Annotated in this window: 24 protein-coding genes; 7 read left to right on the top strand and 17 right to left on the bottom strand. The window is 45.5% G+C overall.

The window, feature by feature from the left end; genetic code table 11:
- Positions 1-3: 3 nt before the first annotated feature.
- From Q1A23_RS06315 to murI, 12 genes are all read right to left on the bottom strand, one after another.
- Entirely contained in the window at positions 4-1,503 is a 1,500-nt protein-coding gene (locus Q1A23_RS06315; RefSeq protein WP_299821111.1) for an NADH-quinone oxidoreductase subunit N, read from the bottom strand.
- Positions 1,504-3,246, bottom strand: a complete 1,743-nt coding sequence (locus Q1A23_RS06310) for an NADH-quinone oxidoreductase subunit M (protein ID WP_299821108.1) — start codon at positions 3,244-3,246, stop codon at positions 1,504-1,506. It abuts the gene before it with no gap.
- Positions 3,247-3,357: 111 nt separating this feature from the next.
- On the bottom strand, positions 3,358-5,532 hold the full coding sequence (nuoL, locus tag Q1A23_RS06305; RefSeq protein WP_299821105.1) for an NADH-quinone oxidoreductase subunit L: 2,175 nt from the start codon (positions 5,530-5,532) through the stop codon (positions 3,358-3,360).
- Between the two features lie 155 nt (positions 5,533-5,687).
- Positions 5,688-5,999, bottom strand: coding sequence for an NADH-quinone oxidoreductase subunit NuoK (gene nuoK / locus Q1A23_RS06300; RefSeq protein WP_299821103.1), 312 nt, complete (start codon positions 5,997-5,999; stop codon positions 5,688-5,690).
- 2 nt (positions 6,000-6,001) lie between these two features.
- Positions 6,002-6,514 carry an NADH-quinone oxidoreductase subunit J gene (locus Q1A23_RS06295; protein ID WP_299821100.1) on the bottom strand — a complete coding sequence of 171 codons (513 nt, stop codon included), beginning with the start codon at positions 6,512-6,514 and terminating at the stop codon, positions 6,002-6,004.
- Between the two features lie 2 nt (positions 6,515-6,516).
- Positions 6,517-7,167 (bottom strand): hypothetical protein, encoded by a 651-nt coding sequence (locus Q1A23_RS06290; protein WP_299821097.1) that lies wholly within the window; start codon positions 7,165-7,167, stop codon positions 6,517-6,519.
- Positions 7,168-7,187: 20 nt separating this feature from the next.
- Positions 7,188-7,778 carry an NADH-quinone oxidoreductase subunit I gene (locus tag Q1A23_RS06285; protein ID WP_299821094.1) on the bottom strand — a complete coding sequence of 197 codons (591 nt, stop codon included), beginning with the start codon at positions 7,776-7,778 and terminating at the stop codon, positions 7,188-7,190.
- 81 nt (positions 7,779-7,859) lie between these two features.
- Positions 7,860-8,963 carry a complex I subunit 1 family protein gene (locus tag Q1A23_RS06280; protein ID WP_299821091.1) on the bottom strand — a complete coding sequence of 368 codons (1,104 nt, stop codon included), beginning with the start codon at positions 8,961-8,963 and terminating at the stop codon, positions 7,860-7,862.
- A 264-nt stretch (positions 8,964-9,227) separates the two neighbouring features.
- Entirely contained in the window at positions 9,228-9,986 is a 759-nt protein-coding gene (map, locus tag Q1A23_RS06275) for a type I methionyl aminopeptidase (RefSeq protein WP_299821088.1), read from the bottom strand.
- 22 nt (positions 9,987-10,008) lie between these two features.
- Entirely contained in the window at positions 10,009-11,196 is a 1,188-nt protein-coding gene (locus tag Q1A23_RS06270; protein ID WP_299821085.1) for a glutathionylspermidine synthase family protein, read from the bottom strand.
- Between the two features lie 14 nt (positions 11,197-11,210).
- Positions 11,211-11,759: a hypothetical protein gene (locus tag Q1A23_RS06265; RefSeq protein WP_299821082.1), complete on the bottom strand. Its 549-nt coding sequence runs from the start codon at positions 11,757-11,759 to the stop codon at positions 11,211-11,213.
- A gap of 241 nt (positions 11,760-12,000) precedes the next feature.
- Positions 12,001-12,816 carry a glutamate racemase gene (gene murI, locus Q1A23_RS06260; RefSeq protein ID WP_299821079.1) on the bottom strand — a complete coding sequence of 272 codons (816 nt, stop codon included), beginning with the start codon at positions 12,814-12,816 and terminating at the stop codon, positions 12,001-12,003.
- 303 nt (positions 12,817-13,119) lie between these two features.
- Between murI and Q1A23_RS06255 the strand changes: the two genes are divergently transcribed.
- The 4 genes from Q1A23_RS06255 (at position 13,120) to Q1A23_RS06240 (ending at position 17,645) form a co-directional block, all read left to right on the top strand.
- Complete coding sequence (locus Q1A23_RS06255) at positions 13,120-13,623, top strand: RDD family protein (protein WP_299821076.1); 504 nt, start codon at positions 13,120-13,122, stop codon at positions 13,621-13,623.
- A gap of 91 nt (positions 13,624-13,714) precedes the next feature.
- A complete protein-coding gene (locus tag Q1A23_RS06250) occupies positions 13,715-14,104 on the top strand; it encodes an SPW repeat protein (protein ID WP_299821073.1) in 390 nt (129 codons plus the stop codon).
- 100 nt (positions 14,105-14,204) lie between these two features.
- A complete protein-coding gene (locus Q1A23_RS06245) occupies positions 14,205-16,079 on the top strand; it encodes an ABC-F family ATP-binding cassette domain-containing protein (RefSeq protein ID WP_299821070.1) in 1,875 nt (624 codons plus the stop codon).
- Positions 16,080-16,319: 240 nt separating this feature from the next.
- Positions 16,320-17,645 (top strand): T9SS type A sorting domain-containing protein, encoded by a 1,326-nt coding sequence (locus tag Q1A23_RS06240; protein WP_299821067.1) that lies wholly within the window; start codon positions 16,320-16,322, stop codon positions 17,643-17,645.
- Positions 17,646-17,723: 78 nt separating this feature from the next.
- On the opposite strand, the gene Q1A23_RS06235 is transcribed toward Q1A23_RS06240, so the two are convergent.
- The 4 genes from Q1A23_RS06235 to Q1A23_RS06220 form a co-directional block, all read right to left on the bottom strand.
- Entirely contained in the window at positions 17,724-18,050 is a 327-nt protein-coding gene (locus tag Q1A23_RS06235) for an iron-sulfur cluster assembly accessory protein (protein ID WP_299821064.1), read from the bottom strand.
- A gap of 12 nt (positions 18,051-18,062) precedes the next feature.
- On the bottom strand, positions 18,063-18,470 hold the full coding sequence (locus Q1A23_RS06230) for a hypothetical protein (protein WP_299821061.1): 408 nt from the start codon (positions 18,468-18,470) through the stop codon (positions 18,063-18,065).
- A gap of 13 nt (positions 18,471-18,483) precedes the next feature.
- On the bottom strand, positions 18,484-18,897 hold the full coding sequence (gene iscU, locus Q1A23_RS06225; protein ID WP_299821058.1) for a Fe-S cluster assembly scaffold IscU: 414 nt from the start codon (positions 18,895-18,897) through the stop codon (positions 18,484-18,486).
- Between the two features lie 116 nt (positions 18,898-19,013).
- On the bottom strand, positions 19,014-20,228 hold the full coding sequence (locus tag Q1A23_RS06220) for an IscS subfamily cysteine desulfurase (RefSeq protein ID WP_299821055.1): 1,215 nt from the start codon (positions 20,226-20,228) through the stop codon (positions 19,014-19,016).
- A 117-nt stretch (positions 20,229-20,345) separates the two neighbouring features.
- Between Q1A23_RS06220 and mce the strand changes: the two genes are divergently transcribed.
- From mce to Q1A23_RS06205, 3 genes are all read left to right on the top strand, one after another.
- Entirely contained in the window at positions 20,346-20,747 is a 402-nt protein-coding gene (mce, locus tag Q1A23_RS06215) for a methylmalonyl-CoA epimerase (protein ID WP_299821052.1), read from the top strand.
- A 62-nt stretch (positions 20,748-20,809) separates the two neighbouring features.
- Positions 20,810-21,382, top strand: coding sequence for an L-threonylcarbamoyladenylate synthase (locus Q1A23_RS06210; protein ID WP_299821049.1), 573 nt, complete (start codon positions 20,810-20,812; stop codon positions 21,380-21,382).
- 240 nt (positions 21,383-21,622) lie between these two features.
- On the top strand, positions 21,623-23,095 hold the full coding sequence (locus Q1A23_RS06205) for an HD domain-containing protein (protein WP_299821046.1): 1,473 nt from the start codon (positions 21,623-21,625) through the stop codon (positions 23,093-23,095).
- Between the two features lie 105 nt (positions 23,096-23,200).
- Here Q1A23_RS06205 and Q1A23_RS06200 read toward each other — a convergent pair whose 3' ends face one another.
- Positions 23,201-24,112 (bottom strand): DUF5694 domain-containing protein, encoded by a 912-nt coding sequence (locus Q1A23_RS06200; RefSeq protein ID WP_299821043.1) that lies wholly within the window; start codon positions 24,110-24,112, stop codon positions 23,201-23,203.
- Positions 24,113-24,196 lie beyond the last annotated feature (84 nt).

Below are 24,196 nucleotides of genomic sequence, written 5' to 3'. Positions count from 1 at the left end.
CTTTTATTGTGCCAGTAGTCGGTCGATCCAGTTGAGGAGCAGGTCTGGTTTAAAGAACAGCAGCAGCAACGGGAGCGCGAACAACGCCAGCAGCAGTTTATTCGAAAGTGAAATAACTAAATTTTCTTCAGTTTGATTCCTTTTAAGGAAAAGGTAGAACGGAATCTTTATATAGTAGAACAAGGCTACACCGGTAAGCAGAATGCCGGCAACCAGCAGAGCCAGCAGCATGGGGTTACTGCTTAAAGTATAAGCCTCCCAAATGTTTGTGAAAATAAGCAGCTTGCCTATAAAACCAGCCAACGGAGGCAAGCCTGTAAGCGATAGCAAGTATAACAGCGCCATAACCCCTAAGTAAGGGTATGCTTTACCTAAGCCGGAGAGTTGCTCCAGTTGCTCCACACCCAAATCGTCTTCGGCAATCTGCAGGAAAAGGAAAATACCGAAATTCATAAACAGAAGCACCGCCAGGTAAAAAAGTATGCCAGAAGTATAATTGGTGCCGAAAGCCAGCAAGGCGGCCAGCAGAAAACCTGCATGCGATACCGATGAAAAAGCCATCAGCCTGCGCGGTGTTTTTTGCCATACTGCCGTAAAATTGCCAATGGCTAACGTAGCAAGCGCTGCAATGCCCAGGAACAGCTGTACATCCGGAAAGGCAAGGCTATCGGCAAAAGGCGCTACAAAGCGAAGTATAACCAGAATGCCTGCTATTTTGGGGCCTGTAGCGAAAAGCGCTACTACCGGCATAGGAGCACCACGGTATACATCCGGCACCCAGAAATGAAAAGGCGCTGCCGAAATTTTAAAGAAGAAGCCGGCGAAAACAAGTATGGCTGCAACAGTTACAAGCAAACCATTGGCCTGTACAAGTGCCAGCGCAAACCCCTCTGTAGTATAGTTAAGTGTACCGGTAAAGCCATAGAAAAACGACATGCCATACACCATTACGCCCGTCGAAAGCGAGCCGTAAAGTATATACTTTAGTCCGGCCTCTACAGAGCGGCGATTATCTTTAAGTATAAGTGTAAGGATATAAGAAGCAATGGAAACGGTTTCGATAGCCAGGAAAACCATGAGCAGGTTAACCGACTTCGCCATCAGGTTTAAACCCAGCACCAACAAAAGAATAAGCCCGTAGTATTCGCCGCGGCCATGCTTTAGGTGCTCCAGTTGCTTGTTCTGCAGCGATAGCAATATGGTAAAGATGCCTGCCGTACTAAAGAGTATGCCTCCGAACTGCGCTAGCCCATCCGACAAAAGTAGATCCAGGAAATTGGTGCCACCCAAAGTATAGCCCCCTAAAATCTGCACTACCAAGGTGGCGAATAGCCCGGTAAGCGCCAGCCACGGCAGCAGGTGCTTTAGTGTTTTATACTTGAAGAGATCGAGGGTAACCAGCAGCAGAAAGAACCCGGCCAGCAGCAGCTCAGGCAGCAGCGAGCCTGCACCCGCAAGTATGGCATTGATCTTATCAGATAAAAAAGCTGCTTGTTCGTTCACTTATTTTCTAATCGAAGATAAAACCATGTTTAATTGCTCCTGCCCGTTTTGCAGCACCAGCTCTGTAAAGCCTGTTACTGTAACTCCCATTTTATCGAGCAGCAGGTGCGGGAAAATACCGAACAACAAGGTAAGTATAGCTAGCGGCACCAACATCAAGTACTCTCGTTTGGTAAGATCAGAGATCACGGCGTTTTCGCGCAGCTCTGGGAAGATCCAGTACTTACCAAAGAACATGCGCTGCAAGGCCCACAAGTAATAAGCAGCACTAAGCAGTAAACCAACCACGGCTACAACCGTCATCCAGCGCGGCAGCATGCCCGTAACATCCGGTGCGCTAAAACCGCCTAGCAATACCATCAGCTCCGAAATAAACCCTGAGAAGCCCGGCAAGCCAAGTGAGGCAAAAAACGCGATAACCACAAAGGAGGTATAAGCCGGCATTCTGCTGGCAAGTCCACGGAAGTTTAGAATTACCCTGTTGTGTGCCCGGTCGTAAATTACGCCAACCACCAGGAACAGCATAGCTGAGATGATGCCATGGCTGAACATCATGTAAACAGCCCCGTTAACGCCTTCTACTGTAAGCGAAGCAAGCCCAAGCAACACAAATCCCATGTGAGACACCGAAGAGTAGGCAATCAGCTTTTTGAGGTCATTCATGGCAAGGGCACACAGCGCACCGTAGATGATGGACAGCACGCCCAAACCACCTACAAGTACAGAAAAATAAGCGCCTGCATCCGGGAAGATCGGGTAAACGATTCGTATCAGGCCGTAGCCTCCCACCTTTAAAAGTATAGCCGCCAGCAGCACCGAAATAGGAGTAGGGGCCTCTACGTGGGCATCGGGTAGCCAGGTATGCACGGGCACCGAGGGCACCTTAATGGCAAAGCCGGCAAATAGTAGCAGGAAAGCAATAAACCGGAGTGGCAGATCCCAAAGCACAGAGCCTGAAAGCACATGCAGCAAACTGCCCGGTATAAAGTTGGCAGGCTCCATCATGGCCGGTATGCTGAATGTGCGCACCAGTTCCGAGCCGCTGATCACGTTCTGCTGCAGCATTTGCTGTACCTGTAGGATAGCATCCGGGCTGGCAACGCCATTTTGAAGTAAATCTAACTGTGCTGCGGTAGCTGTTGGGTCAATAACAGAAGTATACAACCCGATCATCACGATAAGTATGAAAAGCGAGCCAACCAACGTATAAATAAAGAACTTGATAGCAGCGTATTCCCGTTTAGGACCACCCCAGATGCCTATCAAAAAGTACATTGGCAGCAGCATGAACTCGAAGAAGAGGTAGAAAAGGAAAAAGTCCAGCGCCAGAAAGCAGCCCATCACGCTCGTCATGAGCAACAGGTAGAGCAGAAAATAGCCTTTTACGTTTTTAGTGATCGTCCAGGAGGAGATGACACCGATAACACCGATAATGCCCGTTAGCAGCACCAGGCCTATACTTATTCCATCTACACCTATAAAATAATCTATCTGGAGGCGGCCCAGGCTACCAAGCTCAAAACCGATCCAGTTCAGCTTCTCCACGAACTGGTAACCTGTTTGCCCATTGGCAAAGGCAGCACCATCGAAACGCAGGTATAAAAGTATGGCCAGCACCAGTTGCGCCACAGCACCTGCAAAAGCCACAAGCTTTATAGGCTGTTGCAGTCGGGCAGGCAGCAGCAACACAGCAAGCGCTGCCAGCAATGGTGAGAAGATTAAGCCGCTAAGTATAAAATCCATCAACTGTTTTTATGGTTGATTGTTAATTGCTGTTTGTCAGTTAAGTTCTCCGCTACAGAAGGCGATGCTTTTAATGAGTTCAATCCTCCTGAATCTGAGGCCAAAGATACTTTAAAACAAAACGATATATAGTATAACCAAAATAAATCCGAATAAAGAATAGGCGTAGTAAGACTGCACCTTACCGTTTTGGAGGCCGCGCCCAAAGCGGCCTGTTAATTTAGCGATAGCACCAATAAGCCATACCGTTCCGTCTACAAACCACCTGTCAAACCAAGCCGTTATCTTGGAAAATACTACCACCCATTTGCTGCCGTAGTCTAAAGTATAATCTATAACACGTTTATCAACCCTGTAAAAAACTCTGGATAGTAGCAGCGCAGGCCTCACAAAAGTAAAACGATAGAGCTGGTCAAGGTAAAAGTGGTTGTAAGATAATTTTGCAAAAGCACCGCTTGGCCTCTCCTGTAGTAGTTCTTCGCTTGTTCTGCTGTTGTAGGTGGCAAGCGCTATGGCTATACCCACCGTGGCAAGTAACGCAGAGGCTACTCCAATAAGAATGTGCGGTAAATGGTTGGCATCGTCTTGTAGCCTTACTGCCTGCACCAGGTTTTCGGCAAGCAAAGTAATGGCGTGATTTTTTAAGCTGATGCCCTGCACAACCCAGCTGCCACTAAAGCTCAGCGGGTTTAGCGAGAAGAAGATGCCCATCGAAAGTATGGCTAGTAGAAGCACAGGCACTAGCATGATGCGCTCTGTTTCCAGCTTATGCGTAAACCTGATCTGTTGCACATCAAATGGCGCCCGGAAACTGCCAAAGAACATGAACCACATGTGCCGCGCCATGTAAAAAGCTGTAAGTAAAACCACCACAAACCCCGTGATCGGAACTGCAAAGTATAAACTGTTGCCGTTTGCGCTCATGGTTTGCGCCCAGGCCCAGGCTACGGAAAGTATAGCATCTTTAGACAGGAAACCTGAGGTAAGTGGGATGCCCGCCAGAGCAGCAGCAGCTATCAGGTAAGTATAAAACGTGAAGGGCATGGTTTTGCGCAGGCCTCCCATGTTACGGATATCCTGTGCATCAACGTGGCCTGTATGGTGCATGTGGTGCAGCCCCCGGTGCATGGCGTGTATTATGATACCGGAATTCAGGAAAAGGGCTGCCTTGAAAAACGCGTGTGTTGTCAGGTGGAAAAGTGAGGCATCGTAAGCGCCAGTACCCATGCCCATAACCATGTAACCTAACTGCGATATAGTGGAAAAGGCCAGTACAGCCTTGATATCATATTGCTTAAGTGCGGCAACAGCACCAACTAAAGCAGTAATGGCACCCACTATGGCGATAATCGTAAGGGCATCTGGGGTAAAGAAGGCATAGCAGCGTGCCACTAAGTATACACCGGCTGCCACCATGGTAGCCGCATGTATCAGTGATGAAACCGGTGTTGGCCCCTGCATAGCATCGGGTAACCAAACCTGCAACGGAAATTGGGCAGATTTGCCCACGCAGCCCATGAAAAGCCCCAGCCCGGCAAGCGTTAAAAACAAGGGACTAAGCTCCACCAGCCATGACTGATGGTTTAAAGTATAGCTAAGTATAAAATTGCTGTTAGCCCAGTTGCCATCTCCTATAAGTGTTCTAAGCGCCTCCAGGTCGAATGTTCTGAAGTAAGTATAAAATGCAAACAGGCCCAGCAGCAAACCAATATCACCAACCCTGTTTACCAGAAAAGCCTTTTTGCTGGCAGCAATGGCGGCTGGCTTTTGGTACCAGAACCCAATAAGGAGGTACGATGAAAAGCCAACCAGTTCCCAGAACATAAACAGCAGCAGTAGATTATCTACCAGCACAATCCCGAGCATGCTAAAAGTAAACAGCCCCAGGTAAGCAAAGTAGCGGTGGTAGCCTTTGTCGCCGTGCATGTAGCCTACCGAGAACAGTTGCACCAGCAAAGAGATAAAGGTAACGATCACCAGCATCAGCACCGTGAGGTTATCTAAAAGAATGCCTGCCGTGAAATCTGAGACAAAATTGGAAGGAATGCTAAACCAGCTGGTGCGGCTATGATAGGTGGCGGTGTTCCAGGTTTGGGTAAAAAGCCACACCGAAAGTATAAAAGCTGCCGCTGTTAAGCTGATGCCCAACCAATCGCCGCGACGCGGTAATTTGCGCCCAAACAAGTATAAAACAGCAAACCCGAGCAGCGGCAGCAAGAGCACTACTATGGCTGTAGTGGTCTGTGGCGTGCCAGCCAATGGCTTTAAAAGTTCGGACAGCTCCAAGTTTATACTTTATCGTTTCGGGTATGTGCGTTTTAGGCTGCCAAAGTTAAGTATATTGCTTTAATATATTAAGCATAGTTTACGCTTTGATTGTGTGGCTTCGGAGGCACGCACGCCATCTCCGGCGGGAGGAGTGGTTAACGTAACTATAAGAATTACTTATCTATTGTCGCGATCTCGTTTAAGTTAGCTGTCTTAAAATGCTGGTACACCCGCAGTACAATGGCAAGAGCAACAGCAGCTTCGGCGGCGGCCACAACTATTACAAAAAGCGAGAACAGTTGGCCCTGCAACAGCGCGGGGTCGTGTCTGCTGAAAGCTATCAGGTTAAGGTTGGCGGCATTAAAGATCAGCTCTATACCCATCAGTACCACCACCGCATGGCGTTTGGTGATAACGGCAAGTATGCCCAGGCTGAAAAGTGCAGCACTTAAAAGGAGAATATGCTCTAACGGAATTTGCTCCATGGTTATACTTTCTGTTTGTCTGTGGCAATGTAAGCGGCTCCCATAAGGGCCATCAGCAGCAGCAGCGAAGCTAACTCAAAAGGCAATACAAAATCAGTCATTAATTTGATGCCTATACTTTGCACCGTGCTTTTCTGGTTGCCCAACACATCTAGTTCGGTAGTCTGAAGCCACGGTAAGCTGCTGATATTGGCTTTAAGTATAGCGTAACTCAAGCCTACAAATATAAGCCCGGCCACCAACGTGCCCCAAATCGTGTTCACGTTCTCCGAAAGCACTGACTTATCGTGCACGCGGCTACTTAGCATGATACCAAAAAGTAGAAGCACCAGCACCCCGCCCACATACACCATTAGCTGGGTAACGGCAATAAAATCGGCGAACAGCAGCACGTAAATACCGGCAATGCTTAGCAACGTGATCAGCAGCGAAAAACCGGCATACAGCAGATTGCGCGTTAGTACCATGTAAGCCCCCGAAAGTATAGCCAGTACGGCGAAGATGTAGAAAAGCACGTTTATAAATCGTTTGCTCTTTGTTGGTTTAGTTTTGCTCTATCTGCACTTGTGCCACCTGATTTCTGAGCGAGTCCTTCAAGGCTGACATAACGTACTGTATATTTTGGCCCATCCTTAGGAGTATCATCAACAGGAGAACCATTTTTATAGTATATGGTATTGCTCTTAAATGGCTTTCCACAATAGGTCATAATTAAATTAACCCTCTTACCTTTCCAAACGTAGTTTGTTATCTCTGCCCCTAAACTGTTCCTTTCTTTCTTGACTACAGGGCTACCATAAAGACTTGTATACAATTTGAGAAGCTCTTTTCCATTTGAATTAAGTAACGTAAAATCAATTCTTAATAATTTGTTATTAAAAAAATAATAAGTCGGTTCGGAGATTTCTATATCCCCAATTTTTACATCATCATTTCTTTTAACATAACTCTTTAAACTATGATCAAGATAACCATCATATTCTTTTGAGTAGTTATCATCTAGTTCAGACAAAATAAATCCATAGTATACTAAGTTTGGATAATTTGACTTCAATGATCCTAGCTTGAAGTTTTTGAAGCCATTCTTCTCATCGAGCTTTGATAAATTTTGTCCGTATACATTTACAATGCTCATAAGGACAATTGAAAAGAGTATAATAAATCTCATATCGAACTTTAATAATATTGTTAAATTAATTTTCTTGCGGCCAATGCCGCCGCCTTGGCCGCTGCCATTTCTTCCTGTTGCTTCGCCAGTAGTTGCTTTTTCTCCTCGGCCTGCTCTGGTGTAAGGTCAGTAAAGTGGTAGATCATGTTTTTGATGTCTACTTCCGCGAAGTCGTACACAGGCGTCATGGTCAGGCAATCGGTTGGACAAACAGTAGTACAAAGGCCACAGTAGCAGCATTTGGCCATATCAATATCAAATACCGGCGCGTAAAGTCGTTTTTTTGTACCGTCTGAGGTTACACCGATCTCTTCAGTAGCCTTAACCGACTCGATGGTGATGCAGTTTACCGGGCATACTTTGGCGCAAAGGTCGCATACAATGCAATCGTCGATCTCGTTGTGCAGGCGGTAACGGCCATTGTCTGGTACAGGTATAGCTTCGTAAGGGTACGTTAGCGTTACCAGTCCGTCGGGTTGGTTAAAGTAATTCTCGTCTGTCACGTACTCGGGAGTGCGGCGGTTCTTTGCATTTTTAAAATGCCGCCACGTCAGGCGCAGGCCACTTACCAGCGACTTCACCACATCCCAGAATCCGTATGTATGTTTCACTTCGTTCAAGTTAAGAGTTATGAGTTAAGAGTTATGCGTTCAAATCACTTTAAACTTTTAACCCTCAACTTTTAACTATAATCATATCATCAACAATCGCCAGATGCCTGCTAGCAATACTATGCCCAGGGCAATCGGGGTCAGTACTTTCCAGCACAGGTGCATGAGCTGGTCTACGCGCAAACGCGGATATGTCCAGCGGATCTGCAGTTGCAGAAACAACAGCACAAAGGTTTTACTTAGCAGCCAAAATCCACCCCAAAGTATACTCGACAATTCACCGATGGTACCGGTAGTCCAGTTGGCAAGTTGTAAAGGACCAATGTTTGGAAGCGGCGTATTCCAGCTGCCCAGGAAAAGTATAACCGCTACCAGGCTAACCAGCACCATCATACTATACTCTGCCAAAAACAAAATCGCAAACCTGAACCCTGAATATTCTACGTGGAAACCCGCCACTAGCTCCGACTCCGCCTCCGGAATATCGAAAGGTGCGCGGTTACTCTCTGCCAGCGAGGCGATGAAGTAGATCACAAAAGCAACCAAAAGTATAGGAGCCCGGAAAATATTCCAGGTGGTGATGCCGCCAATGTTTGTGGTTTCCAGGCCCAGCGCCTCAATGCCAAAAAGCCAGTTTGCTTCGTACTCCAGCCCCGGGAAAATCTGCATTAAGACACCCTGCTGGTAACTGATCTCCTGGAAATCCAACGACTGGCAAACCATCACCACCGAAAGTATGGCCAACCCTGCCGGAATCTCATAAGAAACAATCTGAGCCACCGAACGCATTGCACCCAACATGGCATACTTGTTATTAGAGCCCCAGCCCGCCATTAGTAAACCAACCACGTCTAAAGAGATGATCGCCAACAGGTAAAACACGCCGATACCAATACCAGCAGGCACCAAATCGGGAGTGAAAGGGATAACGGCAAAGCCAGCAAAAACTGCAGCAAAAATTAGGATCGGGGCAAGCTTGAAAAGACTTTTATCAGCAGCGGCAGGTACAATATCTTCTTTCTGCAACAGCTTTAAAACATCCAGCACCGATTGCAAAGAACCATACGGGCCTGCCTCGGTTGGACCAAGCCTGTCCTGCATAAAAGCGGCCACTTTGCGCTCTGCGTACGCCAGCACGATCACTATCAAGAGCAACAGCACAAGTGTAAGCACAAAAGCAAGCATAGGCGGTTATGGTTTATCAGCAGGCAAAGGTAAGTTATAATTTGGAGATGTGCAGGTTATAAGCGAGGGTTTTGTATGGGCAGGTTGTAACTCAATGCTATCTTTTTAATGCGAAATTATCGTTTCGAGCTACACGAAAAATTTGGAGAATTTCATAGTTTCGCAATATTCCAGATTTCTCACGGTGTTCGAAATGACAGCCAGAGTTTAAAACAATAAAAAAAGGCAATATCTCAAATGGAATTCATTTATACTCCCAGCTAATCAAATCCCGTTTGCCTTGGTAAGTATAATCGGTTCTCCGTCGGTGATAAGTATAGTGTGTTCGTGCTGTGCCACAAAGCCGCCTTTTTCAGTAAGTAATGTCCAGCCGTCGCCTTTTTCGTGCGTATAGCTGCCTTTGGTGGAGATAAAGGTCTCTACGGCAACTACTGTATTTTTCTTGAAGCGTTGGGTATTATACTTGTCGTAGAAGCAAGGTATTTCGTGCGGTGGCTCATGCAGGCTTCTGCCTACGCCATGCCCTACCAGGTTTTTGATCACTTTAAAGCCGTTCTTTTTAGCTTCTGTTTCTATTACCCTGCCGATGTCTGAGATTCTTACACCTCCTTTTATTCCGCTCAAAGCTTTATACAGCGCAGCAACAGAGGTCTCCACTAATTTATTTAAACCGTTGATATCCTCTCCGAGCACAAAAGAGCCACCATTGTCTGCAAAATAGCCATTTAATTCAGCCGAGACATCAATATTTACCAGATCGCCGTCTTGCAGCACCGTATCAGTAGAGGGTATGCCATGAGCTGCCTCATTATTAACACTAATACAAGTATAACCGGGGAAATTGTAGGTTACCTTGGGTGCCGATTTTGCGCCGAAAGACTGCAGGATTCCATAACCAAAGTCATCCAACTCCTTGGTAGTCATGCCGGGCTTTGCATGTTCCCGCATTTGTTTCAGCGTAGTGGCAACCGCTTCGCTCACATTCTGCATCCCGATCAGGTCGGCTTCTGATTCTATTGACATAGTTTTATACTTTAAATAAATATTACCCCTCCACCAGATGCGGCACAAACTGCGACAGGTTGGTAATAATGCCTTTTTCACGCCTAAAACCAATCGCACAACCTTCACCTGCCCAGAAAACGCCTGCCTGGTATTGGTAGCCATTGTTGTCTTCGGGTAAGTCGCACCAGCGTTGGTATACCTGCTGCTGGTTATCGTACTCTCCTGCTACTTTGGTTACACGTACTTTATCTACTACTTCTACACTCTGCCCTTCGCGGCCAAAGTATGGCTTGCGGATATATTTGCCGCTTATTGGAACAAGATCGGTTTCGAGTAGCAGCGGGTGGTAGGGGTATGCTTTCCAGAGCCAGGCCAGCATGCCTTTGCTTTGGAACAATAAAGTATAAGCCGGGTTAGCGATGACCACGTTGCGCATACTTGCCAGGTAAGTGAGGCTCTGTAGCAGTTCTGGCTCTTCCCAGGCTATTTGCTCCCAGGGCAGCAGTTTAAACAAGAACGGGAACTGTCGCCATTGCTCGGCATCTACCTGCGCCCAGATACCTTTTTCTGCTCCTTCTGTTGATATGTTTACTTCCCCAATAGGGCAAAGGTGCGCTTCAAAACCGGCCTCTGTAGCAGCCTGGGCAATTACAGCACAGTTTGCTTCGTCTTCGGCACTTGCTCCTATGTAAGTCAGGAGCAGGGCAGGGGCCAGGTCGTCATTTAACATGCGCCAGCTTTTTAGCTGCTCTACGAGCGCCTCATACAGTCCGGAGTATTGGTTAGCGTCGTTTTTACCAGCTGCTGCTAAGCTGGCCCATTGTACTACAGCTGTTTCCGGGATAGAGGTAGCCGTATCAGCATTAAACTCAAGCAGCTTCGGGCCCTCTGGGGTTTGAACCAAATCGAAGCGGCCGTACAGGTGCCAATGCCTGTCGTCGTTCCAGGACTGGCGCAGCATTTCCCACAGGTTTTCGGGTATGCCTACTATTTTTAGGAATTCTTCAGGCAGGTTCTCGGGTATGGCCTGCACCATCATATTGTATAAAGTATCAGCGGCCTCAAGTAAAGCCTCTGCCTCTTCTTCTTTTATTACTACAGCCTCGCCGGGCACGTAGTTGGCGCAGCCGTCCTCTACGCACCATTCCCAGCCGAGCCCGCGTACAGCAGTTTCTATATCGCCGGTGTGGGTAGTCAGGCGAACGTTGTTATTTCCTTTAGCTAACATGGATGACGTTTTTGTTATGCGCCGGCACCGCCGCTGCGCCCACGGAAGTAGCCGCTTCTGCCAGTACGAGGCGCTGTAGATTGCTGGCGATAGGTTTGTACATTCTGGCGCCAGGCAGCTGTATTGTTCATCACACCTGGGTTTGCATAGTAACCCGGGCGAGGCGACATCATACGCCCGGCCATATAGCCCATGCCACTCCACCACAGCACACTACCCAGTCCAAAGCCACCCTGGTTGTAGGTGCCTTGGTTTGCTGCCAAATCCTTCATCTGGTTTTCCAGGGCAAGGCCTTGCAGCGTATCAACACGGCCATCATTATACTTCAAAATAGCCATACTTTGGCCCGGAGCAGTTGTGCGCTCATCAGTTATTTTCCATTGGTCTGGTGCTTCTTCGGTGAGCTCTGTTACAATGCCATCGGGTACAGCTACTTCATCGCCGGTTTTCCACTCGTCTTGTTGGGTGTTGGAGTTGCAACTGGTAAGGCCCATGCAGGCAGCAGCAGCCACAATAAATGCATTGCGCTTAAAGTCGCCTATGGTCAGGTATCGTTTTTTCATCAGAATCTATACTTTGGGTATTGCTTAAAGATATACTTTTTACGCAGAATTACCGCGTCAGGGCCAGATTTATACTTAAGATGTTAGCAATTGCCTGTTTGCCAAACTGCTCTCTGCACCTCCTCAGGGCAAGTTACTGCGCTGTTATACTTGGTCGGGAATAGATGCGTAGAATGTTGCGGATCCAGACGAGTATGCACCAAAAATCATCTCTCGCAACAAATTCAGGTGCAACCGCCTTTTACTCCCAGAGCGGGTAATGTTCCAGGTGCACGCGGCGCTTAAAGAAGATGCGCGTGCTTTCCTCGAAAGAGCGGGTGAAGTCGGAAACGTAAAATGTGTGGTCACCAATCAGCTTATCAGACGCCAGGTTATTTGCCTCCAGGTAATCTTTTACATGCTGGGCTACAATCAGGCTGGCATCCAGCACATCAACTTCACCTTTGTAAAAACTTTCTATCTGTTTTTTGATAAGCGGGTAATGTGTGCAGCCAAGTATAAGCGCTTCTATGTGTTGCAGGTTTGGGTCTGACAGGTAAGTATGGATAACACTCTCCGAAATGGAATCGTTAAAAAAGCCTTCCTCGATCATGGCTGCGAGTAGGGGAGTGGCCTGGGATTTCAGATCGATGCTTTTATCTAGTTCATCAACCTTTTTGCGATACACATTGCTGTTTACCGTTTGCTTGGTGCCAATAAGGCCGATCGTTTTACCTGGGTAAGTATGGCCAATGTAGGATACGATCGGGTCGATTACATTAAGGACTTTGGCTTTGCTGCCTACATATTCTTTCACCAACTCGTAAGCCGCCGCTGAGGCCGAGTTACAGGCAATAAGTATCACCTTGCAATTTTGCTTTATCAGCAGGTCGCAGATTTTTACGGCATAAGCCTGAATGGCAGCCGTAGATTTATCGCCGTAAGGCAAATGGGCGGTATCGCCGAAGTATACGATGCGCTCGTTAGGTAGTAGATTCGTAATAGCCTGTGCAACAGTAAGTCCGCCTATTCCGCTGTCAAAAATACCTATGGGTCTGTATTTAATTTCTGGTGCCATGTAAAACGAAATTATATAAAATCAGGCCAAATGAAACATTCACCATTAAATAAAGTACGTTCACCTGAAAAAAGTAGGGTATTGAATGAAAGTTATGCTATTTAAGTTATAATCAAGAATGGCATATTGCAATTTGTAAAGCATCATGTTTATTTTGTTTAATTTTTTGGCGTTTAAAAACAAAATTATAAATTTAGCTAAATCTACTCCACAACTGGCATATGCTTTATGCCAGCCTGCCAAAGGTGATAAACGTGTATCTGGTAAATCTATACTTAACTCTCAACACTAACAGGAGCCCTTATGCAGTCAGCACTTACCATACCTAACCCAACCGTAAAACGGACCTCTCTGTATGGCAGCCTTGCAACCCGATTTGTCTCTTTTTTAGTAGATACATCGCTTCTTGTTTTTTGGTATACGATTATTTTATACTCTACATCAGGAGAGTCTCAGCAACTCTATACCTGGAAAGATTTAATGAGTGACGGCAGCTTTAGTTTAAGTGAGGTAATGGTTGTTGTTAAAATGCTCTTTTTCAATATTTACCTTCCAGTACTGCACTGGCTCTATTATACTTTACTCGAGTCTTCTCCTAAGCAAGCCACTATCGGCAAATTTACACTTGGGCTTAAAGTCACCGATTTGCGGGGCAAGCGCATCAGTTTTGCACAGGCAAACCTTCGTTACTTCTCCAAGCTGCTTTCTGCTTTGCCAATTTTTCTGGGCTTTTTACTTATACTTACCACAAGGCGCAGCCAAATGCTACACGATTATATAGCACGTACTGTGGTAGTTGCAGACTAAGTTTTTCCTAAAAAAATTGTACTCTTATTGCACCCCTTCTTTTTTGTCTCGTATAAGTTAATTGTATTAACAATTAGAAAGGAGGATTGTAATGAGATTTATTCCAACTCGCTTTCATGGTATTTTGGACTATGTAGTGGGATTACTATTTATAGTATCGCCGTGGCTGTTTGACTTTTCAGATGTAGCATCTGCTACCTGGATAATGGTAGCCGCCGGTATAATTGTACTGGCCCAAACTGTTTTTACAGATTTTGAGGTTGGCCTTGTTCGTAAAATTCCGATGCAGTCGCACTTGATGCTGGATTTCGGACTTGGTGTAATTCTGGCCTTATCGCCTTGGCTGTTTAATTTTGATGAGATGGTATATATGCCGCACTTAGTTGGTGGTATATTCTCCATACTGGCTTCGCTTACGACACACCGTGTGCCTAGCAAAGCTTACAATACACAGCACGCACACCAGGATCCAATGCCATAATTTAATTTAGAAGTTTACATGTAAAATAGCAGGCTGGCCTTTTGGTCAGCCTGTTTTATTTTTGCCTGCCTCTCTGGATATTAATCCCTAAATTTGCTTTATGAATTACCTATCAGCAGATAATATATCGAAAAGCTTTGGCGAACGCTGGCTTTTCAAAAACCTTAGTTTCGGCATTAGCCAGGGCCAGCGCGTGGCTTTGGTAGGCGTAAACGGATCCGGAAAAACTACTTTGCTTAACGTACTGTCAGGAAAACTGCCCCCGGACGAAGGCAGCGTGAGCGTGCGCAAAGAAATAAGCATAGGCTACCTTGGCCAGAATCCGGAGTTTGAGGAAGACCTGACGGTACACCAGAACATCTTCTCGATGCAGAACGAGACGCTGGAGCTGATTAGCCAGTACGAAGCAGCCATTGCTAACCCAGACACCGACGCAGCACTAATGCAGAACCTGATGGAGCGCATGGACGAATTGCAGGCCTGGGATTTTGAAGTAAAGGTAAAACAGATTTTATCCAAGCTGGGCATTAATAACCTGGATGCTAAAATAAAGCATCTTTCGGGTGGGCAGCGCAAACGTGTGGCTATGGCCCGTGTGCTGATTGAAGAGCCGGACATGCTGATACTTGATGAGCCAACCAACCACCTGGACCTGGACACGATTGAGTGGCTGGAGGGATTGCTAAGCACCCAGAACTCTACTTTGCTGATGGTTACCCACGACCGTTACTTTTTGGATAAAGTAGCAAACGAAATTGCTGAACTCGATAACGGACAGATTTATACTTACAAAGGCAACTACAGCTACTTTGTAGAGAAAAAAGCTGAGCGTGAAGAAAACGCCGCCGCCGAAACCGAGAAGGCCCGCAACCTGATGCGCAAAGAGCTGGAGTGGATCAGGAGAATGCCAAAAGCACGCGGCACCAAAGCCAAGTATAGAGTAGATGCTTTTGAAGAATTAAAAGAGAAAGCCGCCAAGAAAACAGCAGCCCCACAACTGGAGCTATCAGTAAAAACTACACGGCAGGGCGGTAAAATTATTGAAGTAGAGCATATCTCTAAATCATTCGGCGATAAAAAGATAGTAGACGATTTTAGCTATGTATTTAAGAAGAAAGACCGCATAGGTATAATCGGGCCAAATGGCGCAGGTAAATCCACGTTCCTGAACATGCTGGTGGGCAATCTTACGCCAGATGCAGGTATGATTGATGCCGGCCAAACAACTGTTTTTGGCTATTACACCCAGGACGAACTGGTTTTTAAAGCTGACCAACGCGTAATCGATATTGTAAAAGAGATTGCAGAGGTGGTGGAGATGGCAAACGGAGAGGTGATTACGGCGAGCCAGTTTTTGCAGCATTTCCAGTTTGCGCCGCCGCAGCAGTACACATTTGTAAGTAAGCTAAGCGGAGGGGAGAAGCGCCGTCTGCAGCTACTGCGCGTGCTCATTAAAAACCCGAACTTCCTGATTCTGGATGAGCCCACGAACGACCTTGACATTATTACCCTAAATATACTGGAGGACTTCCTGCTGAACTTTGGCGGCTGCCTGCTGATTGTAAGCCACGACCGTTATTTTATGGATAGGCTGGTAGAGCACCTATTTGTATTTGAGGGTGATGGCAAAATCCGCAACTTCCCGGGCAACTACACCGATTACCGTGAGTGGTTAAAAGAACAGGAAAAGCAGGAGCAGGAAACCAAGCCCATCGCGGCTCCGGTTGCTGAAAAAAAGGTAGAGCAGCCCAACGAAAAACGAAAAGCCTCTTACCAGGAAAAGAAGGAGTACGAGCGACTGGAACAGGAGATTGCGCAACTGGAAACCCGTAAGAACGAAATCATCGAAGTAATGAACAGCGGTACTGCCACAGACCATGAAACTATCAAATCCCTCTCTACAGAGCTTAAAAGTATTGATGAGCAACTGGAAGAAAAGGAGTTCAGATGGCTTGAATTAGCAGAATTGATGTAAGGCCTTATATTCCCTGCTGTTTTAAGCAGAATCAAGAAGTATAAGCTATACTTTAAAATAAAAAAGGGGCAGGTTTCGATACAGAAGCCAGCCCCTTTTTTATTACTGTTATAACATTGTACTTTTTTACTAATTATACTTAATAAGTTGAACTTTAGAAGGAAACTTGAAGTTGGAGCAATAATTCTACAAATAATTGATTGCCAAATTTTAATCAGAGTCAGTCTTTCTTTCCAAGGTATGAAGTACAAATTTACGCTGTTTCAAAAGATTTTCGGGTGTGTTTTAGCTGTTGGTTTTCTCTTTAGTTCTGCCGCTGCCGCACAGGTTAGTATGGGAAAGTATAACACCCATTACAGCCAGAATTTTGATGGTTTTCCTGTTAAGGAAGATGGTGTTTGGGCAAGCGGCACCGAGTACTTTGCCGGTTGGAGATTGCACCGCACCAAAACAGAGCTAATCAAGGATGGTATACGCACCGATTTGAATACATTGGTTGTAAACCCAGGCACAAGTAATACAGGTAACCTTTTTAACTATGGCTCTTCAAATGCTACAGATAGAGCACTTGGTGCGCTGGGCTCAAGTAATGCAGGAGAGTTTGCTTACGGCTTGTTGCTTCAAAACAACACGGGTAGCACTATCTCTGCTCTTGACCTAAGTTACGTAGGGGAGCAATGGCGAACCGGCAATAGAACAACAGGCATACACCACATTACGTTTTGGTATGCCATTAGTAGTGATAAAAACGCCTTTAACCTCTGGCCCTCCGGCGACAAAGGGTGGACCCAGGTGCCGGAATTAACCTTTTTCTCTCCCATATATTTTACAGCTGGCATGGCCTTAGATGGAAATGCCGCTGCCAATCGCAAAATGCTTTTCCATACTTTGCCGGTTACAATACCCGCTGGGTCTTATATCATGCTGCGCTGGAAAGATGCGGATGAACCAGAAGCCGATCATGGTTTGGCTATAGACGATTTCTCGCTGAATTGGAGAACCGATGCCAACTCAGGACCAATTATAATGCCCGTTGAGCTTATGAGTTTTACAGCCACTCCAAACAAAAATAGAGTAGAGCTTCATTGGAAAACGGCCTCTGAACAGGATAATAATCATTTTGTGGTTGAGCGAAGCGCTGACGGACATTTATTTGAGGGCATTGGTCTGGTTAATGGTACAGGCACCTCGAGCCGGACCAACAGCTATACTTTAACGGATGAGCATCCGCTCAACGGCACGTCATACTACAGGCTAAAACAAGTGGATACAAATGGTAAGTTTACCTACTCCCGCCTGGTAAGTGTTTCCAAAGTATTCGCGAAAGAAGAAGTACAGGTATATCCAACTATTACGGCAAGTGCGTTAAACATTCAGCAATCAGCTTTACAAAAGTATAGCTATGCAACTGTTATTGATGTGATGGGCAAGCAGGTGCTGCAAGTGCCGCTTGATGCCGCTAAAGTGCAAAGTATACATGTGGGCCACTTAGGTAGCGGCACGTATGTACTGGTGCTTCAGGATGAAAAAGGCAACCGTGTGAGTAAGCGCTTTAAGAAAGTATAAGCTATAGCAAATATAAAACAAGAAAGGGCTGCTAAGATATTAGCAGCCCTTTCTTGTTTTATACTTATGAGGTATGATTTATACCGAGAAACTGTCGCCGCAACCGCAGGTACGGGAAGCGTTTGGGTTGTTAAAGTAGAAGCCTTTGCCATTTAGGCCGTCCGAGAAATCAAGTTCGGTACCGGCTAAGTATAAAAAGCTCTTCATGTCTACCACCACTTTTACGCCTTTGTCCTCAAACTCCTGATCCATGGGTTTAACCTCATCATCAAAGTCAAGTTTGTACGAAAGGCCAGAGCAGCCGCCACCTGCAACAGAAGCGCGCAAACGGAACGTATCATCCAGCTGTGCATCCTGCTTAAGCCTAATAACTTTCTCTTTTGCTTTATCTGAAACTGTGATCATAATATTTTACTTTTAAGATACCGGATTTAAAACAACACTAAAAACAGTAATCGTGTTCATATCGCGGCCATAGTATAACTTATCAAGTGCCTCATACATATTACGTGCCCTAAAGTATGAAGTCTGCAACTCTTTATCGTCGCGGGCCATCCATTGCACCGTATATGAGCTCTCTTTGTCACGGTAGTTCTGAACGTAGTCCAGCATTTTACGCAGCACATCCACTTTGTCGTAACCAGTTTCTGAATGGAACAGGAACGACTGCTGATGGCGAGGATTTACCGTAATCAGGTCGAGGCGTAGCTTGTTGTCAATCTGCCTGAATTCAAAAAGCAGACTGTTACCGCCTATTCCTAAGTGGTTCTCAATCTGCTTCTGAATGCGTGCACTTTCTACATGCACTTCCGTGTTTGACTCCATTGAGTCCTGTTTCTTAGTGGTGAGACTTAGGCAGCTCTAAAGCTGGTAAACCATTCTTTATTCTATAGTCGTTGATGGCAGTTTTGATTGCATCCTCGGCAAGTACAGAGCAATGGATTTTTACCGGAGGCAATGCCAGTTCTTCCACAATATCCATGTTATCGATAGCCAAAGCCTCGTCTACGGTTTTGCCTTTCAGCCACTCTGTAGCCAGAGAAGAAGAAGCAATAGCAGAACCACAACCAAATGTTTTAAACTTAGCGTCAGTAATCACCTGGTTCTCGTCTACCTCAATCTGAAGGCGCATTACGTCGCCGCACTCAGGGGCACCAACAAGGCCGGTACCAACGTTATTTTTTGATTTATCAAGCGTACCTACGTTACGTGGGTTGCTATAATGATCAATTACTTTATCTGAATAAGCCATAGCTTTTTATTAATTACGTATTGTTAACTTCTAATTATGGATTGAATCAGTAATTATAAAGTATAAACCTGCTGGTAAAGCCATTCATGATCTATAATTACTGATTCATAATTATCTTAGTGTTCTGCCCACTCAATTGTGTCCAGATCGATACCTTCTTTAAACATTTCCCATAGCGGAGACAGTTCACGAAGTTTCGTTACAGCTTCTTTTACGTGATCGATTGCGTAGTCAACTTCTTCGTCTGTTGTAAAGCGGCTCAAGCCAAAACGCAGGGAAGAGTGTGCCAGATCGTCGCTTAAGCCTAGAGCTTTAAGCACATAAGACGGCTCCAAAGAGGCAGAAGTACAAGCAGAACCAGAAGATACTGCAAGGTCTTTCACACCCATCATTAAGCCTTCGCCTTCTACATACTTAAACGAGATGTTTGAAACATGCGGCAGGCGATGCTCTGTAGAACCGTTCACATAAGACTCTTCTAGTGTAAGAAGTTCTTTCTCCAGGCGATCGCGCATGGCAATAATACGCTTGGTATCAGATTCCATGTCCTGCTTTGCGATTTCGGCAGCCTTGCCTAAACCCACAATGCCAGGTACGTTAAGGGTACCAGAACGCATACCGCGCTCGTGACCACCACCGTCCATCTGGGCTGTTACTTTAACACGTGGGTTTTTACGACGCACGTAAAGGGCACCAACACCTTTAGGGCCATACATCTTGTGAGCAGAGAAAGCCATCAGGTCAATGCCATCCGCCTCTACATCCACAGGTATTTTGCCTACTGCCTGTGTGGCATCAGTAAAGAACAAAATTCCGTTCTTTTTAGCAATGGCAGAAATCTCACGGATTGGCTGAATAACACCAACCTCGTTGTTGCCAAACATAACGGAGATAAGGATTGTCTTATCAGTAATTGCTTCCTCTAGTTGCTTCAGGTCGATAAGGCCTTCTGCATTAACTGGCAAGTATGTTACTTTGCCGCCCAGCTTCTCGATGTGCTTACACGTATCAAGTACAGCTTTGTGCTCAGTAGTAACAGTAATAATGTGGTTACCTTTAGAGGCATACATCTCAAAAACACCTTTTATGGCAAGGTTGTCTGATTCTGTAGCGCCCGACGTAAAGATGATTTCTTTTGGAGAACAATTGATAAGTGCTGCGATCTGCTCGCGAGCATAATCAACAGCCTCTTCGGCCTGCCAACCAAATGGGTGGTTACGGGAAGCTGCGTTACCAAACATGTTTGTCATGTAAGGCATCATTGCTTCCAATACACGGGGGTCTAGCGGCGTAGTGGCGTTGTTATCCAGGTATATCGGTAATGTTAGCATATAAATCGTTTTTCTCTACTTTTATCCTGTTACCTAAACAGTTTAAAGAAATTATTAGTTTTGAATCAGATGCAAAATTAACAAAAAAACCTTACTTAGACTAATTACAAACTCAAAATGAAAAACGTAGAACATATAGGGATCGCAGTTAAGAATTTTAGTGAAGCAAACGGTTTATACTTTAAACTTTTAGGGGTAGAGCCATACAAGACCGAGTTTGTGGAATCAGAAAACGTGAATACTTCTTTCTTTAAGGTAGGCGGCACAAAAATAGAACTGCTTGAAGGAACAACTCCGGATAGCGCCATATCTAAATTTATAGAGAAACGCGGTGAGGGCATACACCACATTGCCTTTGAGGTAGAAGATATATATGCTGAAATGGAGCGGCTTAAGAAAGAAGGCTTTACGCTTCTGAATGAACAACCGAAGAAAGGAGCCGACAATAAACTTGTTTGCTTCGTACACCCTAAGAGCGCTAACGGCGTGCTGATAGAGCTCACGCAGGAAATAAGATAATTATCCGGAGATTTTTACATCAACAGCGAGTAGTTAGCAGCCGATAACCAAATATTAAAGCTATGAGTCAGTTAGTTAAAGAGATACAGGCAGCCGAGGAGGAGATAATATTGGGCAATGTTATACTTTACCCAACCGATACAGTTTGGGGGATCGGTTGTGATGCAGAGAACGCACGGGCAGTAAAGAAAATCTTCAAGATAAAAGAACGCGAAGAGTCCAAGTCGATGATTTTGCTGATGGCTGACCTGGACATGCTGAAACATTACGTGAAGGAGGTGCCGGCAGAACTGGAGCAACTGCTACAGGAGCAGGAGCGGCCAACCACGTTTGTGTTATCGGGCGCCCAAAACCTGCCACAAGAAGTAATTGCAGAGGATGGAAGTATAGCAGTACGCATTACGAAAGATGAGTTCAGTCATCGTCTGATCCGTCAGGTGGGCAGGCCAATTGTTTCTACCTCTGCCAATATAAGCGGGCAAGGTACCGCTGCGGCCTTTAAAGATGTATCTGAAAGTATAAAAGAGCGGGTAGACCACGTAGTGCGCTGGCGACAAGACGAAGCGGTGGATGCGAAGCCATCGCGCATTATAAAAATAGAACCGGATGGAAAGCAAAGTATACTTCGGGATTAAATTTTGGCTAAAGGCATCATGACAAGGATAGTTTTATAAAAGATAAAAAAGACACTTTGGGCAAGAGCATGTAAAGCAACCTCAATTGTAAAACGCCGGGAGATAATATTAGATATTTTTCCTATGTCCATTGTCTTTTGTCAGGTACATTCAAGAGGAAAAGTCCTTCGTCTAGAAATTAAACCTTATTTTTGCACCTCAGGCCACGAAAACGTAGCCTGAGGTGTTTGATTTTTACTGATGGAGAAAATAAAATTACCGGAACATTCCATATTTGAAGTAGTGGCCGAGGCTGCTGCGGAACTAGGTGTAGATGCCTATGTGATTGGAGGTTTCGTGCGCGACCTGGTGCTTAAAAGGCCTTCTAAAGATATTGATGTAGTATGTGTAGGCGATGGCATTAGCCTGGCATCGGCTGTAGCCCAGAAGCTTCCGCACAAACCTAAAGTATCCATCTTTAAAAATTTTGGCACGGCCATGCTCCGCGACAATGAATGGGAAGTAGAATTTGTAGGAGCCCGAAAAGAATCTTACCGGGAGCACTCGCGCAAACCAGAAGTAGAACAGGGTACGCTGGATGACGACCTTAAACGCCGCGACTTTACCATCAATGCGCTGGGTATAAGCCTGAACAAAAACGATTACGGCAATTTGATAGATGCGTTTGATGGTATAAAGGACATGAGGCGGCAGCTAATACGAACACCTCTGGAGCCTGGCATTACCTTCTCAGATGATCCGCTCCGCATGATGCGAGCCATCCGTTTTGCCTCGCAATTAGGATTTGACATTGATCCGGATACGTTCGACGCCATCATCGATAATAAAGAGCGCATCAAGATCGTGTCGCAGGAGCGGGTGATTGATGAACTAAACAAGATTGTACTTTCTCCGAAGCCAAGCTATGGCTTTAAATTGCTTTTTGCATCAGGCTTGCTGCAGATTATATTTCCTAAAATGGTGGAGTTGCAGGGCGTGGAAACGATAAACGGCAACTCACATAAAGATAATTTTTACCACACGCTGCAGGTGCTCGATAATGTAGCCGAAGTGTCAGACGATTTGTGGCTGCGGTGGTCTGCCATTATGCACGATATTGCCAAGCCAGATACAAAACGTTATCACCCGAAGATAGGGTGGACTTTTCATGGACACGAGGACCGTGGCGCGCGCATGGTGCCAAAACTGTTCCGGGACCTGAAGCTGCCGTTAAATGAGCACATGAAGTTTGTGCAGAAGCTTGTAAGATTACACCTGCGCCCCATTGCGTTGGTTAAAGAAACCGTAACAGACTCGGCGTTGCGCAGGCTTTTATTTGAGGCAGGCGATGACATTGATGCATTAATGAAACTTTGCCGCGCTGATATTACCTCCAAAAACGATACAAAGGTAAAACGCTATTTACAAAACTTTGATAAGGTAGAGAAACGCCTGGTGGAGGTGGAGGAAAGCGATAAGCTGCGCAATTTCCAGCCAGTAATTACCGGTGAGGTTATTATGGAAACCTTTAACCTGAGTCCATCTAAGATTGTAGGAGAACTGAAAGAGGTACTTACAGAAGCTATATTGGAGGGCAAGGTTAAAAATGAGTTTAAAGCCGCTTATAGTTTCCTGCTACGCGAGGGTGAGAAGAGAGGCTTACAAGTAGCACAGCTTGTAGAATATGGTGGCGCTGATGCACCAGAAGGCGAAGACCAAAGTATAGACCTGTAGTCTTAATTTTATACTTAAAAAAAGGCGAGGCTATCATCTTGGGATAGATATAGCCTCGCCAGTACTCTCATTAAACAACTAAACAAACACTATATCATTAACGGTTCATACTTTTGGTTTAGTATAATTAACATCCAGGTATTGGCCCGCATTCACAATTTCATAGTTAGGGTTATTCTTCATAATGTCTTGCAGCACACCAATGTGTGTCTGTCCCATTATTAACAGTATTCTGTTGCCTTTGTTTTTAAGCTGCGCATTTAAAATGTTAGAGTAGATCTTCAGATTGCGTTCGTAAAAAAGCGAAATAAACTCAGCCCCTATCTGCGTAGTATCTATAGTGCTCCGTTGCAGGCCTTCATAGCTCTTAAAACCCCCATTTTGTACATAGGCCGGCAGGTTATAAAATTGCCTATGGGATAGCTCAATTGTTTCAGGTTTGTTTAAAAAGACCAAAAACTCTCTGAAGGTCATCTTGCCAGCCATGAAATCGGCAGTTACACCCCGGGAAACCTTTTGGAAGTTTTGCAATCCGCTCTGAAACAGCGCTATATTATCGCCTGAGTTTAATAAGCCCTGTGAGGTGCTCTGGTCATAATCTACACAGTAAAGCTGTTCGTGATTTAGCTTACCGGCTAGTTTAAAAGCAAACTGATACACTTCTCCCGTGCCTCCGTCAAGCTCGTTTACTTTAATCTGGCCCTGCCGGTGCAATTTAAAGAGGCTGTCATACCTGGCTTGTTCTGCGGGAGCTCTCTCAATCATGATCATGTCGGGGGCAAAAGCCATCAATACCTCATTTACCTCTGAAATTTCCTGTTGCCTTTTCTGGCTTAAGAAATTGGAGGAGGGCTTGCCGGCATCATGAAACTGGTTAAAGTGTAACGAGCCCAGCATCATGATCTGAATTTTACCAGAATTATCTGCCTGGCTTGTATTATTGCTACTGCTAGTTTGTGAGCCTGAGCAGGAAAGTATAAACAGGAGTAGAGGCAGGAGCAGTAAAGGTTTTTTCATAGTATGGCTTTGTTGCGGCGCCTGGAAATGGCTAGTTTTACTTTGTACTAAGAGGCGGTGTTTAAAAGCCTGACTGCAATTACA

Source organism: uncultured Pontibacter sp., assembly GCF_947492645.1.
GTDB lineage: Bacteria > Bacteroidota > Bacteroidia > Cytophagales > Hymenobacteraceae > Pontibacter.
The sequence above is the reverse complement of the archived record's forward strand: the minus strand, read 5'-3'. Positions and strand labels throughout refer to the sequence as shown.